The following is a 17,970-nucleotide window of genomic DNA, read 5'->3' as shown; positions in this document are numbered from 1 at the left end:
AAAAAAACTAAAAATTTTTTATATATTTTTGACGATTAATGATATATATATTGAAGAATGGTGTCGAAATATGACGAATTATAGTTTTTGATGAAGTAATGTATCGGTTATTGTCAGAAAAGATAAAAAAGTTTTATGAGGAATATTGATTAAATACACTTATAATTGGTCTTTGAGATACATATTTTCATTGAGGATGAGGAGAGCCATGACAGTGAATACGTTTTTTCCGANNTTCATGAAGGAAATTTTTTTCAAAGTCATCAGCTTTTTGGCGCTCATATCTTTAAGAATTCCGATAAAATTTATACACGATTTTGCGTATGGGCCCCTAATGCTTCGGAAGTTAGGCTTACGGGGGATTTTAATAACTGGAATGGTGAAGGGTATGAATTGCAAAGGGTTAACGATGAAGGAGTATGGATTCTGATTGTAAACAGGGATCTAACAGGTAAGCTTTATAAGTATGAAATTTTCTCACAAACTGGTGAGAAGTTGTTAAAATCAGATCCATTTGCTTTTTATTCTGAAATAAGACCCAATACTGCTTCGATTGTTTACTCGTTAGAAAATTATAAGTGGCAGGACAATCAATGGATGACTCGAAGAGGAAAAAAGCCCCTTCTTTCAGAGCCAGCCGTGATTTATGAAGTGCATCTAGGGTCCTGGAAAAAGAAAGAAGATGGGGAGTACCTTACCTATTTAGAACTGGCAGCAGAACTTATTCCATATGTATTGGAGCATGGTTTTACCCATATTGAGATATTACCGCTTGTTGAGCACCCGCTGGACGCGTCGTGGGGCTATCAAGGAATTGGTTACTTTTCGGTAACATCCAGGTATGGGACGCCGGATGAATTTAGAGAATTTGTTGATCAAATGCATCAACATGGGATTGGAGTCATTCTTGATTGGGTTCCTGGTCATTATTGCAAGGATGCGCATGGACTTTACCGTTTCGATGGGACCCACATTTATTCCTACTCCACCGAAAGTGATCGAGAAAATGCTATATGGGGAACAGCAAACTTTGACCTTGGAAAAGGTGAGGTACAAAGTTTCCTTATCTCCAATGCCCTATTTTGGATTGATTATTTCCATATTGATGGTTTTCGTATGGATGCAGTAGCAAATATCATATACTGGCCAAACGCCACTAATGACAGACGAGAGAATCCATTTGGCATTAACTTCTTGAAAAAATTAAATAATCAAGTTCATGAGCATGATCCACAGTTTGTAATGATTGGGGAGGACTCAACCGAATACCCAAATGTTACAACCCCAGTTAGTTATGGTGGACTTGGCTTTGATTATAAATGGAATATGGGCTGGATGAATGACATGTTGGAGTACATGGAAACACCACCGTTTCTTCGGTCTCATGTTCACTCAAAGGTAACGTTTTCATTTTTATATGCCTTTTTAGAAAACTTTATGCTTCCGTTTTCTCACGATGAAGTGGTTCACGGCAAAAAGTCATTATTAGATAAGATGCCAGGTGATTATTGGGAAAAATTTGCACAGCTAAGGCTTTTGTTAGGTTATATGTTTGCCCATCCAGGAAAAAAACTTCTGTTTATGGGCTTTGAATTAGGACAGTTTGCTGAATGGAAGGATAAAGAGCAGCTTGACTGGAACTTATTGGACTATGAAATGCACCAAAAATTGAATGCCTATGTTAAGTTCCTAACGAAAGTATATAAACGATCCAAGGCTCTTTACGAACTTGATTATTTGCAAGATGGATTCCAATGGATAGATGCAAATAACAGTGAACAATCTATTTTTTCATTTATAAGAAAAGGGAAAAAGGAAGATGAAACTTTAGTTGTTATATGTAATTTTACAGGCGTTAGTTACCCTGTCTATAAAATTGGTGTTCCTAAAAGTGGTGAATACCGCGAAATCTTCAATAGTGATCATGAAGAATACGGCGGTGCTGGATTGGTTAATAAAAAAACAATCATTGCAGCAGAAGAGCCATACCATGGCCAGCCGCATTCAATCAATTTAACAATTCCTGCGTTTGGATTTCAAATCATCAGACCAGTTAAAAAGCGAAAGGAGCGAAAAGGTAATGGCAAAGAAAAAGTGCGTAGCCATGTTATTAGCAGGAGGAAAAGGGAGTAGGCTTAATTCGCTGACAAAGGAACTAGCGAAACCTGCCGTTCCTTTTGGAGGGAAGTATCGTATTATTGATTTCCCATTAAGTAATTGTGCCAATTCTAACATTGATACAGTCGGGGTTTTAACACAATACCAACCATTATTATTAAATTCCTATATTGGGATTGGCAGTGCTTGGGACCTTGATCGAAAGGATGGCGGCGTAACTGTACTCCCTCCATATGCCGAATCTTCTGAGGTAAAGTGGTATACTGGGACGGCCAGTGCCATTTATCAAAACCTAAATTACCTTAAACAATACCAGCCAGAGTATGTGTTAATTCTCTCAGGTGACCATATTTACAAAATGAACTATGAAAGTATGCTGGAGTACCATATTGAAAAAAGAGCAGATGTAACAATTTCCTTAATAGAAGTTCCATGGAATGAAGCCAGCCGTTTTGGGATCATGGATACGGATGAGGATTTAAGAATTACCGATTTTGATGAAAAGCCAGACAATCCGAAGAATAATCTTGCTTCAATGGGCATTTATATTTTTAGCTGGAATATACTTAAAGAATATTTAGAAATGGACGAACGAAATCCTGATTCAAGTCATGACTTTGGTAAAGATGTAATCCCGATGCTTTTAGAAGAAAATAAGAAGTTATTTGCCTATCCGTTTAAAGGATATTGGAAAGATGTCGGTACAGTTAAAAGCCTTTGGGAAGCAAACATGGATTTGTTAAGTGAAGATTGTGATTTAGATTTATTTGATCACGGTTGGAGGATTTATTCTGTCAATCCAAACCAGCCGCCGCAATATATATCTTCAGATGCAATTGTAAAAGAGTCACTTATTAATGAAGGGTGTACGATTGAAGGAGAAGTTGACAAATCTGTTCTCTTTCAAGGTGTGACGGTCGGTAAAGGGACAATTATTAAAGAGTCTGTCATTATGCCTGATGCGATCATTGGCAGTAATTGTTTGATTGAGAAAGCGATAGTTCAAGAAGATGTAAAGGTTCCAGATGGGACCGTTATTCGCTCGTTTGATGATGAGATTATTTTAGTTACTAATGAAATGTTAAGCGGGCTTTATCCTGCTTTTTAATAAAATCCAGGAGGGACTTTGATTGAAAAGAAAGCTTTTAGGTGTAATTGACGCCACAACATATCATGACGATTTAGAGGATTTATTAACGCATCGCTCACTCGCTGCTCTGCCTTTTGCGGGGCGTTACCGGATTATTGATTTTGTGTTATCAAATATGGTGAATTCAGGTATTCGTAGTGTGGCAATATTTCCAAAAATGCAGTACCGTTCACTTATGGATCATTTAGGTTCCGGTAAGAATTGGGATTTAAACAGAAAACGGGATGGTCTTTTCTTTTTCCCTTCTCCAATCGTTGATTTTGATGGAAATAAAATCGGCTCGTTTGAAAATTTTGCAGCAAATTTAGACTTCTTTTATCGCAGTACGCAAGAGTATGCAATCATTGCTAATTGTTATACCGTGTTCAACATGAACTTTAGACCAATCCTAGATTGGCATAGTCGTTCTGGCTGTGACATCACCGAAATCCATCACAAAGATGGAGGTTCCATGGAGATGTACTTAATTAAAACATCTCTCCTAATTAAGTTAATTGAAACACGAAATGAAACAGGGTATACATGTATGAAGGATGTGGTTAATGACCTTCAGGATCATTACTCTGTTTGTCACTATGAATATGACGGTTATGCCGTGATGATAGATTCAATCGAAAACTATTTTTCTACAAGCATGAATTTATTACAGTCCGAAGTGTGGCAAAAGCTATTTCCAAAAGATCAGCCAATCTTTACTAAAGTTAAGGATGAGCCACCAACGAAGCATGTAAAGGGGTCTGAAGTAAAAAATTCAATGATTGCCAATGGCTGTGTAATCAACGGTTCGGTAGAAAATAGTATTATTTCTCGAGGAGTAAAGATTGGCAAAGGTGCCGTTATTAAGAACTGCATCATCATGCAAAAGTGCCAAATCGAAGAGAACTGTTATCTTGATTCCGTAATTTTAGACAAAGACGTTAAAGTAGAGGCCGGAACGCATTTGTCTGGCACAGCACAATCACCATTTGTGATTCGTAAAGGGACCCAACAAGGAGCGTTGATGAACTCGTGAAAGTATTATTTGCAGTTTCGGAATGTGGACCATTTGCAAAATCGGGAGGATTAGCCGATGTTGCAGGTTCCCTTCCAAAAGAATTAAAGAGTTTAGGAACTGATGTTAGAGTCATTCTTCCAAAATACGGAACCATTGCAGATGAATTTAAGAGTGAAATGAAACAAGTGAAAGAGTTCACCGTTTCTGTAGGATGGAGAAATCAATTTTGTGGGATAGAGGAACTTACCTATCAAGGAGTAACCTTCTATTTTGTCGATAATGAATATTATTTCAAACGAGAAGGTTTATATGGTTATTTTGATGATGGGGAAAGATTTGCTTATTTTAATAGAGCAGTTTTAGAAACAATCGCGGAGCTTAATTTTTATCCCGATGTGCTTCATTGTCATGATTGGCATACGGCAATGATTCCTTTCCTTTTACGGACAGAATATCATAAACGAAAAGGATATGGTCACATACGAACGGTGTTTACCATTCATAACCTGCAATTCCAAGGGATATTTCCGAAAGAGGTATTAGGAGATTTGTTAGGAATGGATTATAATTCCTTTCATTCCGGTCACTTAGAGTTTTTCGGAAATATTAATTATATGAAGGGTGCACTTGTCGCAGCGGACAAAATTACGACAGTAAGCCCAACCTATAAAGAGGAAATTCAAACACCCGCTTATGGTGAAAAATTAGATGGTTTATTAAGAGCAAGAAAAGAGGATTTGCTTGGAATTCTAAACGGGATTGATGAAGATTTCTATAATCCTGCAAGAGATCCATTAATTTATCAAACTTATACGGTTAATAATCATCAGAAAAAGGCAATAAATAAAAGTGAGATTCAAAATCACTTTGGATTGCCACAGTCGTCACGTACACCTTTATTAGTAATGATTACAAGACTGACAAGGCAAAAAGGCCTTGATTTAGTTAAGTGTGTCCTTCGTGAAATTTTGCAGGAGGACGTCCAGGTAATTATCTTGGGTACAGGGGATTATGAATACGAAGAACATTTAAGACAGGCGGCACGAATCTATCCAGAAAAATTAAAAGTTCATACAGGTTTTAGTGAAGGGCTTGCCCATAAACTTTATGCAGCTGCGGATTTGTTTCTAATGCCTTCCCAATTTGAACCTTGCGGGCTTGGACAATTGATCGCTATGAAATATGGAGCTATCCCGATAGTTAGGGAAACAGGCGGTTTAAATGATACAATAAACTCTTGGAACGAATTCACAGGAAAAGGAAACGGATTTTCCTTCTCCAATTTTAATGCCCACGATATGCTCTATACCATTAAACGAGCTCTAAGTGTTTACCATGATTCAAATTCGTGGAACTCCATTGTAAAACAAGCAATGGAAATGGATTATAGCTGGGCACAGTCAGCGTATAGCTATAATCAATTATATGCAGAGATCGTTGCAAGGAGTGAAACACATGTTTTCTAATACGGTCGAATTTAAAGAAACCTTTCTAAAAAGGATTGAGATGGTATGTGGAAAGAGTTTCTCAGATAGCTCCGCCAGAGACCATTATCAAACACTTGGTACGATGATTGGTGAATTTGTTAGTGGTGATTGGATTACTACAAACGAGAAACATCTAGCAGCAAAGGGAAAGCAGGTTTATTATCTCTCCATTGAATATTTATTGGGGAAATTACTTAGACAAAATCTAATCAATCTCGGTGTGGAAGAAACCGTTCAAGTTGGGTTGAAGGAATTAGGTATAGATTTAAGTGAGCTAGAGGAATTTGAGGCAGATGCAGGCTTAGGAAACGGCGGCTTAGGAAGATTAGCCGCCTGTTTTCTAGATTCATTAGCTTCTCTAAGCCTACCTGGCCATGGTCATGGAATTCGTTATAAACATGGTTTATTTGAACAAAAGATTGTTGATGGCTATCAAGTTGAATTGCCGGAACAATGGTTAAAAAATGGCAATGTCTGGGAGATACGTAAAACCGATAGTTCAATTAAAATTCCTTTTTGGGGTAAAGTAGAAGCAAAGATGGAAAATGGCCGTCTGGTTTTCCAGCATCTTAATACTGAAACGGTTACGGCTGTGCCTCACGATATGCCTGTCATTGGGTATCAATCAAAAACAATTAATACATTAAGACTCTGGAATGCCGAACCATCCCAATTTCCCTTACATAAGGATATCTTAAAATATAAGCGGGAAACGGAAATGATCTCGGAGTTTTTATATCCAGATGATACCCATGATGAAGGAAAGATTTTACGATTGAAACAGCAATACTTTTTGGTATCTGCCAGTATCCAATCTATTTTAAAGACCTATCGAAAGCAACACAGCAGCTTGAAACAACTTCATGAACATATCTGTATTCATATCAATGATACACACCCTGTATTAGCCATTCCAGAACTAATGAGGATTCTGCTTGATGAAGAAGGATATGATTGGGAACAGGCATGGAATATTACGAAACAAACCATTTCCTACACGAATCATACGACATTGTCTGAGGCTTTAGAGAAGTGGCCGATACATATTTTCCAACCGCTGCTCCCAAGGATTTATATGATTGTAGAAGAAATCAATGAAAGATTTTGCAAGGATTTGTGGGAACAAACTCCTGGGGACTGGGAGCGGATTAGGGAACTCGCCATTATAGCCGACAATTATGTAAAAATGGCTCATTTAGCCATTGTTGGAAGTTTTAGTGTTAATGGTGTGGCAAAACTGCATACAGAAATTTTAAAAAAGCGTGAGATGAATCAATTTTACCAACTGTTTCCTGAGAAATTTAACAATAAGACAAACGGAATTGCCTATCGGCGCTGGCTGTTAAAAGCAAATCCAAAGTTATCTTCATTCATTACAGAAACCATCGGTTCCGATTGGACCTATCAAGCAACAGAACTTTCCCAACTTCTAAATTATCAAAATGACCCTTCGTTTTTGGAACAACTGTTAAAAATAAAAAATGAAAACAAACAAACTCTTGCGAAAGTTATTCTCGAGAAAACGGGAACTGCGGTGGATACTAATGCTATTTTTGATGTACAAGTAAAGCGTCTGCATGCGTATAAGCGGCAGCTTTTAAATGTTTTACATATTATGCATCTGTATAACCGACTCAAAGAAGATTCAAGTTACCCTGTTGTTCCTAGAGTGTTTATTTTTGGTGCCAAAGCATCGCCAGGCTATTATTATGCGAAGAAAATCATCAAATTAATAAATTCTGTTGCGGAAAAGGTAAACAATGACCCAGTAATCGGCGATAAAATGAAAGTGATCTTTCTAGAAAATTATCGTGTTTCGCTTGCGGAAAAAATCTTCCCTGCAGCAGATGTGAGTGAACAAATCTCTACTGCAAGTAAGGAAGCCTCCGGGACAGGAAATATGAAATTTATGATAAATGGAGCATTAACGGTAGGAACTTTAGATGGTGCCAATATTGAAATTCGTGAATTAGTCGGTAATGACAATATATTTACGTTTGGATTAACGGCTGACGAGGTTCTACACTACTATCAGTACGGCGGCTATCAATCCGATGAATATTACCACCATGATTATCGGATTCGCCAAGCAGTAGATCAACTTATTAATGGATTTTTTCCTGGGGCCTATAATGAATTTGAACCAATATTTGATTCGCTCCTTCAGGAAAATGATCAATATTTTGTCTTAAAGGATTTTGCATCCTATGCGGATATACAACGTTCAATTGGTGAAACATTTACTGATCGATTACGTTGGCAGCAAATGAGCTTAAGAAATATCGCCCAAGCTGGTTACTTTTCAAGCGACCGCACCATTAAGGAATACGCTGATGATATATGGGGGATTAAGCCTCTGCATTAAAAAAAAGCTTCTGCCATCGCAGAAGCCTTTTTTTATAGATAGTGCCCAATAAATATTCCAATCGCTAATAAAAATCCAAATATGGTATTTGTTTGTGCAGTAGCTTTCATGGCTGGTGCCATTTTAATTGGAATCGAGTTTTCAATAAAGCCTTTAGTTGCCTTAATCGCCTTTGGAGCACTAAGGATCACAAGTGCTGTCCAAATTGGCAAAACACCCATAATGATAAGTCCCAAGACCCAAAGAAATGAAAAAGTGAACATTCCTGTTAATAAGTAAATGGCTCGTTTTTTCCCTAAAAGAATGGCTATTGTTTTACGCCCGTTTTCTTTGTCGCCATCAAGATCCCGGATGTTATTAGATAACATAATCATCCCAACCAATATCATACTTGGAACAGAGACGAGAATACTTGTGGTGCTGACTGTTCCCGTTTGGATAAAGAAAGAGATTAAAATAATCAGCATTCCCATAAAGAAACCGGAAAGTATTTCCCCAAACGGTGTATAAGCAATCGGGAAAGGACCTCCAGTGTAAAAATACCCCACGGCCATACAGATTAATCCCACAGCCGCTAACCACCAGCTGCTATTGGCACAAATGTAGATCCCTAATAATAAGGCAATTCCATAAAAGACAAATGCCAGATTCAGAACTGTTTTTGGTTTGATCCCGTCACGAACAATGGTGCCGCCAATCCCAACGGATTGAGCAGTATCCAGCCCGCGCTTGAAATCGAAATATTCATTAAACATATTGGTTGCAGCTTGAATCAATAAACTTGCAATAAGCATGGCAAAAAATAAACCAAAATGAATGTTCCCATGCTTTAGAGATAGGGCTGTACCAAGCAGAACAGGTACAAATGCAGCAGTTAATGTATGGGGACGTGTCATTTGCCACCATACTTGAAAGCCGCGGTTTGATTCAACTACAGGTTCAGAATTCTTCGGTAGAGTTGGTTGCATATTCTTCTCTCCCTTTTCTAGTTTCTTTCTCTATATAAAAGGTTAGGTTCGATGTAAAAATGGGCCGTGCCCAAAACTAAGTGTATGTAATTCAAGGAATGGTGTCAATTAATTTTTCCTATCAAATCTAGAAGATTATACCTGTTTGATTATTATTGGATGGTTGGTGGGAAAATGATAAAAATGAAAAAATCAATGTGAGAGCTGATTTTATCAATTAGGTGAAATCTTAAGATATAATAGGGAATGGAGCAGGTTTGCTAGTGACAAGTATTACTGACTTCTTTACAATGAAGGTAGTATGCTAAAAATTGCTTTAATATGAATGGATAACAGTCATTTCGGCTGTTTTGGAGGGATTTGTTTGATTACCATTCAAGAATTGGAAATAATGGAACGAGGTCTTTTAGCTGTCAATCGCGCAAAAGAACTAGGCCGGCCCATTTTAATTAGTGAAGTTCATAAAATGGACACGATAAACCCACTATTATTTTTTAATATAGGAAAAGAACGATTTCGCGGTAAACGATTCTTTTGGAAGGACCCAACAGATGAAACCGTACTTATTGGACTCGGGATTTCTAAACAAATTCAGTCGGATCAGGCTTCTGACCGCTTTTTTCATGTTGAAAAGGAATGGGAAAAATTTTTAAAGGATTGCCTTATTTTTAATCCATATACCGAAATGGGTGTAGGGCCAGTCATGTTCGGCGGCTTTTCGTTTGACCCCTACAAAGAAAAAACCGACCTCTGGTCGGAGTACGCCAATTCTTTGTTCCATCTGCCGAAATATTTATTGAGTATTATTGATGGTCAAACGTTTTTAACAACAAATACGGTTTGTACTCCTCATGAGGATCCTTACTTATTTAAAAAAGTAAGTGAAGAGAGAAATGAAATTTTAAATGCTCTCCATCAAAATGATCCCAAAAATTCGGCTGCTGCACTTCTGGAAATGAAAGAGATTGGACCTGAAATGTGGAAGAAAGCTGTTGATGGAGTTGTGAAGGAATTAACAGATGGTCCCCTAAAAAAGGTTGTCCTTGCTCGTGAATTGAGGCTTGTGTTTGACGACCAAGTTATGGCAGAGGATGTCCTAAATAATTTGTATATGCAGCAGCATGAAAGCTTTATTTTTGCATTTGAATCAAATGGTGATTGTTTTATTGGCGCCTCCCCTGAAAGACTGGTGAAAAAGCAAGGAAATGAAGTGTACTCAACGTGTCTTGCTGGTTCAATCTCACGAGGCAAAACAGAAGAGGAAGACCTAAAATTGGGTCAGATGTTATTAAATGACCAAAAAAACCTAAAAGAGCATGGTTTTGTTGTGGAAATGATAAAAGAAGCTCTGGAAGAATCTTGCCAAGAAATTATTTTGCCTAAAAAGCCACAGTTAATGAAGATAAGAGATATACAGCATTTGTATACCCCTGTGGTCGGAAAATGTCATAAAGATGCTTCACTGATGCTATTGGTCGAAAGACTGCACCCAACACCAGCCTTGGGCGGACTTCCGAAGGAGGAAGCAGTTGTAAAAATTAGAGAAGTAGAACAACTGGATCGTGGTTTCTACGCTGCTCCATTAGGCTGGATGGATTATAGAAAAAATGGTGAATTTGCTGTTTCCATTCGCTCTGGACTCATTCAAGGGGATGAAGTTTCGTTGTTTGCAGGATGTGGAGTAGTGGCAGATTCTGACTCAGAAAGTGAATATTTGGAGACGAGTTTGAAATTTAAACCCATGCTCCGAGCCCTTGGAGGAAATTGATATGGATCATCAAGAATCATTAACAGCCTATATAGCAGCTATTGTTTCAGAACTTATCTTCACGGGAGTAACCGATGTGGTTGTCAGCCCTGGTTCTCGGTCCACTCCAATGGCGATGATTATGGCAGAGCATCCAGATCTTAATGTTCATATACATGTGGATGAACGGTCAGCTGCTTTTTTTGCTTTAGGAATAGCCAAGTCTTTAAATAAGCCAGTTGCAATCCTTTGTACTTCAGGTACGGCCGCAGCGAATTATTTCCCTGCAATTGTTGAAGCGCGGTATGCACGAGTACCTTTAATTGTGTTAACGGCAGATCGGCCGCATGAACTCAGAGAAGTAGGTGCACCACAAGCAATCGATCAAATCCATTTATATGGGAAACATGTAAAATGGTTTTCTGAAATGGCTTTACCTGAAAAAAGTGATGAAATCATTCGTTATGCTCGAACTATTTGTGCACGAGCGGTAGCCATTGCAAAAAGTGCGCCTTCTGGTCCTGTACATTTGAATTTTCCTTTTAGGGAACCATTAGTACCTAAGCTGGATGATGAACTCTTCCAGCTTCATGAACGTCCGAACGGCTATGTGAAAGTTAGTACTGGTGACTTAACAATGGCGGAGGAAGAATATAAAGAAATTGCCGAAAAGCTTTCAAAAACAACTAGAGGAATTATTGTTTGTGGAACTATTGTCGATGATATTTTTCCTGAGGCTGTAACGCGGCTAGCAGAAAAACTTAAATTCCCGATTATTGCTGACCCCTTGTCACAGTTAAGAAGTGGGAAACATAGCCTTGATAATATTATTGAAGCCTATGATACCTTTTTAAGAAACGACGATGCAAAAGTTTTCTTAAAGCCGGATGTTATTCTTAGATTTGGAGCAATGCCCATTTCTAAAGCATTAACAATTTTTATAAAAGAAAATGGAGACGCAGAACAATATGTGATCGATGGCGGCGGTGGCTGGCGTGACCCTGCATTATTATCAACAAATATGATTTTCTGTAATGAATCGTTATTCTGCGAGAAAATAGAAACATATACAGTTGAGAAATCTTCTGCCGATTTTCTAACAGCTTGGAAAAGGGTTAACCAACTATCAAAAGATACGATGATATCGCTTAGCGATATAACAGATTTAAGTGAAGGCAGACTGTTCTATCAATTAGCCGAGATGCTCCCTGAAGGAGCTGCACTATTTGTAGGTAATAGTATGCCAATCCGCGACTTAGATAGCTTTTTTCTAAGCAATCATAAAACAATTAAAGTAATGGCAAATAGGGGGGCGAATGGGATCGACGGTACCGTTTCTACGGCATTGGGTGCTGCATTAAACTCATCATCCTTGTACCTTGTCCTAGGTGATTTAACCTTTTTCCATGACTTAAATGGGCTGATTGCAGCAAAACTGTACAATATAAATATTAATATTATTCTTATTAACAATAATGGCGGCGGAATCTTCTCCTTCCTCCCGCAATCAGAGCATCCGAAAAACTTTGAACTTTTGTTCGGCACTCCGTTAGGAATTGATTTTGAGCATGCTGTTAAGATGTTTAATGGAAATTACATAAAGATAAAGGATTGGGATCATTTTGGTGTGGAAATGAGGAAGTCCATCAATTCGACTGGGATAAATGTATTCGAGTTGGAAACCAATAGAGAGCGGAATCGTGACGAACACCGCGAATTTTGGGGTTATGTTTCCCGGGAAATATCAAACTTTGTCATAGGTGAACAATAAATGTATATCGTTATCGATGGGAGTCGTTACTATGTCGAAGTTTGCGGTGACGGCCTTGTTCCACTTGTTATGCTGCACGGTTTTACGGGAGACTCTACTACTTGGGCTCCATTTCATGAAAGCTGGGGAAAGTCGACAAGGCTGATTATCCCTGATATTATTGGACATGGAAAAACAGAGTCTCCCGAGGCACTGAATCGATATCAAATGGATGCCGCTGCTTCTGATTTAAACACGACCCTTGATCAAATGGGGATTGAGCAAGTAGATCTTCTTGGTTATTCCATGGGTGGAAGACTTGCATTAACCTTTGCCCTTTTGTACCCAGGGCGTGTCCGAAAATTAATACTTGAGAGTACGTCACCAGGCCTGGCGACGGAAGTCGAAAAAAACCATCGCCGTATGAAAGATGCTGAACTTGCTAACTTTATTAAAGAACAGGGAATCAAAGCGTTTGTGGATTATTGGGAAGACATTCCCCTTTTTTTCACCATGAAGCGCCTCCCAAGGGAAACTCAGGAAAAGATTAGGAAACAGCGTTTGAATAATTCGCCCATTGGCCTAGCCAACAGTTTACTTGGGATGGGAACTGGGTCCCAATCATCCTGGTGGGGTAGGTTAAGTGAACTAACTTGTGAAGTTTTGCTTTTAACAGGTGCGGAGGATCAAAAGTTTTGTTCGATTGCAAGTCATATGATGAAGGAGCTGAAAAATAGCTCTTGGGTAGTGATTGAGGACAGCGGGCATGCAATTCATGTGGAAGAACCTGAAAAGTTTGGTACAATAGTAAGTGACTTTTTGTCGAATGAAAATAAATAAAGGAGGAGAATATTTTGACAGTAGAATGGATTGCGGGACGCAAATATGAAGAAATTTTATATGAAACATCTAATGGTATTGCCAAAATTACCATTAACCGTCCACATGTACATAATGCATTTACACCGAGAACAGTTTCTGAATTGATTGACGCATTTGCCTATGCGCGTGATGATGCAAGTATAGGGGTTATTATCTTAACAGGTGCTGGAGATAAAGCATTTTGTTCAGGTGGGGACCAAAGTGTACGCGGCCATGGAGGATATGTGGGGGAGGATCAGATTCCTCGTCTAAATGTTCTTGATCTTCAGCGCCTTATTCGTGTGATTCCAAAACCTGTTATCGCGATGGTAAAAGGATACGCGATAGGCGGCGGCCATGTTCTTCATGTTGTTTGTGACTTAACTATTGCGGCTGATAACGCGGTGTTTGGGCAAACTGGACCAAAGGTTGGAAGTTTTGATGCAGGCTATGGCTCTGGTTATCTTGCAAGAATCATTGGTCATAAAAAAGCTCGTGAAATTTGGTACTTATGCCGTCAATATAATGCCCAAGATGCACTTGATATGGGCTTAGTTAATACGGTTGTTCCTCTGGAAAAAGTAGAAGAAGAAACGATTCAGTGGTGTAATGAAATTCTTGAGAAAAGTCCTACAGCCTTGCGCTTCTTGAAAGCAGCAATGAATGCAGATACAGACGGCTTAGCTGGACTACAACAATTTGCTGGGGATGCAACCCTGCTTTACTATACAACAGATGAAGCAAAAGAAGGACGCGATTCCTTTAAAGAAAAACGTAAGCCTGACTTTGGGAAATTCCCACGTTTTCCTTGATCATTTTTACCAGCAGCTTGATGGTTTCCATCAAGCTGTTTTTAATCGAAATGGGGCTGTTAGCTAGAAAGATTAAGAAAGGTGAACCATTATGCAGAACGAAATGATGCCTAATTTTTTGAAGAAAAGAGCGTTTCTAACCCCAGCACGACCTGCCATATATTTTCAAGATGAAGTAGTAACCTTTAAACAACTCTATCAACGTTCTTATCAGGTTGCAGGAAAACTACAAGGAGTAGGTTTTCAAAAAGACCAATATGTTGGTGTTTTATTAAAAAACAATATTGATACAGTTGTTATATTATTTGCACTTCAGTTATTAGGAGTTAGATCCGTGATATTGAATAATCGCCTCTCTCCATCAGAACTTTCCTGGCAGCTTAACGATTCAAAGGCAGTTTCATTAATCCTTGATGATTCTTTTTTTGAAACAAAATCCATCATAAAGAAACGAATTCCATCACTAAAAACCCTAACAAAAGATGATGTATTTTCCAGTGTCACACACTTGCCGAATATCATTGAAGAAATATCGCTTTCCGATATATGCACCATTATGTATACATCAGGAACTACAGGTAATCCCAAAGGGGTAATTCAAACCTATGGAAATCACTGGTGGAGTTCCGTTGGTTCAGCCTTGAATTTAGGCTTTATGGAAGGGGATTGCTGGCTATGTAATGTTCCATTGTTCCATATTAGCGGCTATTCCATTCTCATGCGCAGTGTCATTTATGGCATGCCAATTGTTCTTCATGACCATTTTGATGTGGAAAGGATAATAGCTGATATCAATGACAAGAGGGTGACGATTATGTCTGTTGTTGGAACCACCTTGACAAGAATCGTTGAAGCTCTTCAAGAACGGCGCCTTCCAAAACAATTCCGCTGTATGCTTCTTGGAGGTGGACCCGCACCATTACCATTACTGCAAGCATGTGTCGAAAAAGATATCCCTGTATTCCAAACTTATGGCATGACCGAATCTTCTTCACAAATTGTTACCCTTGCACCAGAATACAGTTTGACAAGGCTGGGTTCTGCAGGCAAGCCATTGTTCCCCTCGCAAATCCAAATCGTAACTGAGGATGGTAATGTGGCGCTGCCGGATATTCCTGGTGAAATTGTCATTAAAGGCCCCAATGTTACTCCAGGCTATTTATTTCGACCGGAAGTTTCAAAAGAAAAGTTTAGGAATGGTTGGTTTCATACCGGTGATATTGGTTACCAGGACGAAGAAGGATTCTTATATGTCCTCGACCGGCGTTCAGACTTAATCATTTCAGGGGGAGAAAATATTTACCCCGCAGAAATAGAAGCTGCCTTATTGTCACACCCTGATGTGAGCGAGGCAGGTGTGACACATGCAGAGGATGCGGAGTGGGGACAGATACCGATAGCCTTTATTGTGACAAGAAATGGAGCTAACCTTTTGGGAGAAGAACTTAAGCGATTTTGCCAACAGAAATTGGCCAAATATAAAGTGCCAAAAGCATTTTATTTTACAAAGGAACTGCCGAGAAATGCCTCGAAAAAACTGCTTCGACGAGAGCTCCGTGAGTGGATAAAGGAGGGCATCACCATTGATTAAGTTAACCTCCATCGAGATAAATGTCATTGAAATGCCATTAAAGGACCCGTTTCTGACCCATTTAGGGGCGGTAGAGGTGCGTGAGGGAATTATCATTAAAATAAATAATTCAGATGGTGTTTCAGGATTCGGTGAGGGGGTTGCTTTTTCGACTCCGTGGTATACAGAAGAAACAGTTAAAACAAGTTTACATATGATCACTGATTTTCTAATACCACTTCTTCAAAAAAATCCGATCGATCATCCTCGGCAGGTGTCTCAGCTTTTTAGTTCGTTACGAAGGAATAATATGGCTAAAGCTGCTTTAGAAACAGCTTTCTGGGATTTATATTCAAAATGTCATTCGCAGCCATTGTCAAAAGCCCTTGGAGGCACATATTCGGCCGTTGCAGCAGGTGTGGTGGTGGCGACAGATTCTACTACAAACGCACTCAGACAGATTGACGGATATCTTCAGGAAGGGTATCAGCGCATTAAAGTAAAAATTAGTCCAAAACTAGACTATTCCTTACTGTCTGAAATTCGCCGTGTTTATCCTGACCTTGCAATCATGGCTGATGCGAATTCTGCCTATACATTAGCTGATATTGATCGAATTAAAGCTCTCGATGACTTCAATTTAATGATGATTGAACAGCCGCTCTCCCATGATGATATTCTTGAACACGCGTTGCTTCAAAAGGAAATCAAAACACCCATTTGTTTAGATGAAAGTATTAACAGTTTTGATGATGCACGAAAAGCAATCGAGTTCGGAAGTTGCCAAGTGATTAATATTAAAGTGGGAAGGGTTGGAGGTTTGAATGAAGCGAAACGTATTCATGACTATTGCTATGAAAAGGGGATACCCGTCTGGTGTGGAGGGATGATTGAATTCGGAATATCCAGAGCCCATAATATTTCGCTTGCTTCCTTGCCAGGCTTTTCAATCCCAGGGGATATTTCTTCTTCCAATCGCTTTTGGGAAGAGGATATCATAACCCCAGAGGTAAAAGTTCATAACGGTTCTGTGGTCGTACCAACCAGTCCTGGGATCGGCTTTGAAATTAACGAGAATAGATTACAGGAAGTTTTGCAATGGAAAGAAACTATTGTTTTTTAGAAGTAAAGGATGTAAATAAAAAATGAACCAGTTGTAGATCTGGTTCATTTTCTCAGCTATTTAATTGTTTAAAGCTGTTTTTAATGATTCAAGATTTTGATTCATTAATGAAAAATATGTCTCTTTGTTTTTAATATTTTCTTTTGATAAAATAGCAAGGTTATGAATAGGTAATGCTTTAGCTCCAATTTCTTTTTGAACGATTTTTCCAAGTTTCGATTGGACATTTTGTTCGAATAGCATATAGTGTAATCCTTCATCCTCCGCAATGGAAATGATTTTTTCTAACGCCTTTTGCGTAGGTTCATTGGCAGTTGAAAGTCCGGATATACTAATTTGTTCAATTCCATATCGTTTTTCCCAGTAACCAAATGCTGCATGTGTAACGATGATCTTCTTATGTTTTGCCTTTGTAATTGTCTGTTCATAATTGGTATTAAGTTCATCTAACTTAAGGGCAAGTTGTTGATAATTTTTATTGAATAGATCTTTGTGCTCCGGCATCTGTTTAATTAATGCATCACGAATGACAGCTGCCATTTCCTTAGAGTAAATGGGGTCAAGCCATACATGTGGGTTGACATCTGTATGTGTGTCTGTGTCATGGTGCTCTTCCTCCTCAACATGTGTATCGGTCGATTTTGGGAGATTAATGTCCTCTGCGGTAGGCACTAGTTTAACATGCTCATTTTTCAAAGTTTCTTTTGATTTTTCCACAAACCCTTCAAGCCCAAGCCCGATGTAGAAAAATAAGTCTGAATCAGCTAACCCCATCATATCCTTTTGGGAAGGTTCAAATGTATGTTCATCAGCCCCAGGTGGATAGATCGTGTTAACATTTACATATTTTCCACCTATTTGTGAAGTAAAGTATTCAAGTGGAAATACAGTGGTATAAATAGTTAACTGGTCCTTCTTTTTTTGTATTTGTTCTTTACCATTTGAACACGCAGACATCAGCAGACTTAATGGTAATAGAATTGATAGGATAAGGATGATTTTTTTCATAGGGACTCCTTCATATG

13 protein-coding genes are annotated in these 17,970 nt (G+C 38.7%); 11 read left to right on the top strand and 2 right to left on the bottom strand.

The window, feature by feature from the left end:
• Positions 1-189 precede the first annotated feature (189 nt).
• From glgB to V7659_RS13760, 5 genes are read left to right on the top strand one after another with little or no spacing between them, the layout of a single operon-like run.
• Positions 190-2,133: a 1,4-alpha-glucan branching protein GlgB gene (gene glgB / locus V7659_RS13780; protein ID WP_335540476.1), complete on the top strand. Its 1,944-nt coding sequence runs from the start codon at positions 190-192 to the stop codon at positions 2,131-2,133.
• Entirely contained in the window at positions 2,081-3,226 is a 1,146-nt protein-coding gene (locus tag V7659_RS13775; RefSeq protein ID WP_335540473.1) for a glucose-1-phosphate adenylyltransferase, read from the top strand. Before glgB ends, V7659_RS13775 begins: the two co-directional genes overlap by 53 nt.
• Positions 3,227-3,248: 22 nt before the next feature.
• The gene (locus V7659_RS13770) at positions 3,249-4,280 is read left to right on the top strand and encodes a sugar phosphate nucleotidyltransferase (RefSeq protein WP_335540472.1); all 1,032 of its coding nucleotides are present in this window, start codon (positions 3,249-3,251) and stop codon (positions 4,278-4,280) included.
• Positions 4,277-5,728 carry a glycogen synthase GlgA gene (gene glgA, locus V7659_RS13765; protein WP_335540471.1) on the top strand — a complete coding sequence of 484 codons (1,452 nt, stop codon included), beginning with the start codon at positions 4,277-4,279 and terminating at the stop codon, positions 5,726-5,728. Before V7659_RS13770 ends, glgA begins: the two co-directional genes overlap by 4 nt.
• Positions 5,718-8,114 carry a glycogen/starch/alpha-glucan phosphorylase gene (locus V7659_RS13760; protein ID WP_335540470.1) on the top strand — a complete coding sequence of 799 codons (2,397 nt, stop codon included), beginning with the start codon at positions 5,718-5,720 and terminating at the stop codon, positions 8,112-8,114. Before glgA ends, V7659_RS13760 begins: the two co-directional genes overlap by 11 nt.
• A 32-nt stretch (positions 8,115-8,146) precedes the next feature.
• On the opposite strand, the gene V7659_RS13755 is transcribed toward V7659_RS13760, so the two are convergent.
• Positions 8,147-9,082 carry a 1,4-dihydroxy-2-naphthoate polyprenyltransferase gene (locus V7659_RS13755; RefSeq protein ID WP_335540469.1) on the bottom strand — a complete coding sequence of 312 codons (936 nt, stop codon included), beginning with the start codon at positions 9,080-9,082 and terminating at the stop codon, positions 8,147-8,149.
• A 364-nt stretch (positions 9,083-9,446) separates the two neighbouring features.
• Between V7659_RS13755 and V7659_RS13750 the strand changes: the two genes are divergently transcribed.
• From V7659_RS13750 to menC, 6 genes are all read left to right on the top strand, one after another.
• A complete protein-coding gene (locus V7659_RS13750; protein WP_335540468.1) occupies positions 9,447-10,850 on the top strand; it encodes an isochorismate synthase in 1,404 nt (467 codons plus the stop codon).
• A gap of 1 nt (position 10,851) precedes the next feature.
• Positions 10,852-12,600, top strand: a complete 1,749-nt coding sequence (gene menD / locus V7659_RS13745; protein WP_335540467.1) for a 2-succinyl-5-enolpyruvyl-6-hydroxy-3-cyclohexene-1-carboxylic-acid synthase — start codon at positions 10,852-10,854, stop codon at positions 12,598-12,600.
• The gene (menH, locus tag V7659_RS13740) at positions 12,601-13,419 is read left to right on the top strand and encodes a 2-succinyl-6-hydroxy-2,4-cyclohexadiene-1-carboxylate synthase (protein ID WP_335540466.1); all 819 of its coding nucleotides are present in this window, start codon (positions 12,601-12,603) and stop codon (positions 13,417-13,419) included.
• Between the two features lie 14 nt (positions 13,420-13,433).
• The gene (gene menB / locus V7659_RS13735; RefSeq protein WP_335540465.1) at positions 13,434-14,252 is read left to right on the top strand and encodes a 1,4-dihydroxy-2-naphthoyl-CoA synthase; all 819 of its coding nucleotides are present in this window, start codon (positions 13,434-13,436) and stop codon (positions 14,250-14,252) included.
• 91 nt (positions 14,253-14,343) lie between these two features.
• Positions 14,344-15,843: an o-succinylbenzoate--CoA ligase gene (locus V7659_RS13730; RefSeq protein WP_335540464.1), complete on the top strand. Its 1,500-nt coding sequence runs from the start codon at positions 14,344-14,346 to the stop codon at positions 15,841-15,843.
• On the top strand, positions 15,839-16,945 hold the full coding sequence (gene menC / locus V7659_RS13725) for an o-succinylbenzoate synthase (RefSeq protein WP_335540475.1): 1,107 nt from the start codon (positions 15,839-15,841) through the stop codon (positions 16,943-16,945). Before V7659_RS13730 ends, menC begins: the two co-directional genes overlap by 5 nt.
• Before the next feature lie 60 nt (positions 16,946-17,005).
• Here the strand turns inward: menC and V7659_RS13720 are convergent, their stop codons facing one another.
• The gene (locus V7659_RS13720; RefSeq protein WP_335540474.1) at positions 17,006-17,953 is read right to left on the bottom strand and encodes a metal ABC transporter solute-binding protein, Zn/Mn family; all 948 of its coding nucleotides are present in this window, start codon (positions 17,951-17,953) and stop codon (positions 17,006-17,008) included.
• Positions 17,954-17,970 lie beyond the last annotated feature (17 nt).

Source organism: Neobacillus drentensis, from assembly GCF_036966985.1.
Classification (GTDB): domain Bacteria; phylum Bacillota; class Bacilli; order Bacillales; family Cytobacillaceae; genus Neobacillus; species Neobacillus drentensis_E.
Note: the sequence above shows the minus strand (reverse complement) of the source record. Positions and strands in the feature narration are given on the sequence as shown.

Excerpts from the sequence above, each read along its gene's own strand:
- menH (WP_335540466.1), top strand. The coding sequence starts at position 12,601 with ATGTATATCGTTATCGATGGGAGTCGTTACTATGTCGAAGTTTGCGGT.
- V7659_RS13775 (WP_335540473.1), top strand. The coding sequence starts at position 2,081 with ATGGCAAAGAAAAAGTGCGTAGCCATGTTATTAGCAGGAGGAAAAGGG.
- V7659_RS13755 (WP_335540469.1), bottom strand. The coding sequence starts at position 9,082 with ATGCAACCAACTCTACCGAAGAATTCTGAACCTGTAGTTGAATCAAAC.
- V7659_RS13730 (WP_335540464.1), top strand. The coding sequence starts at position 14,344 with ATGCAGAACGAAATGATGCCTAATTTTTTGAAGAAAAGAGCGTTTCTA.
- V7659_RS13760 (WP_335540470.1), top strand. The coding sequence starts at position 5,718 with ATGTTTTCTAATACGGTCGAATTTAAAGAAACCTTTCTAAAAAGGATT.
- V7659_RS13720 (WP_335540474.1), bottom strand. The coding sequence starts at position 17,953 with ATGAAAAAAATCATCCTTATCCTATCAATTCTATTACCATTAAGTCTG.
- menD (WP_335540467.1), top strand. The coding sequence starts at position 10,852 with ATGGATCATCAAGAATCATTAACAGCCTATATAGCAGCTATTGTTTCA.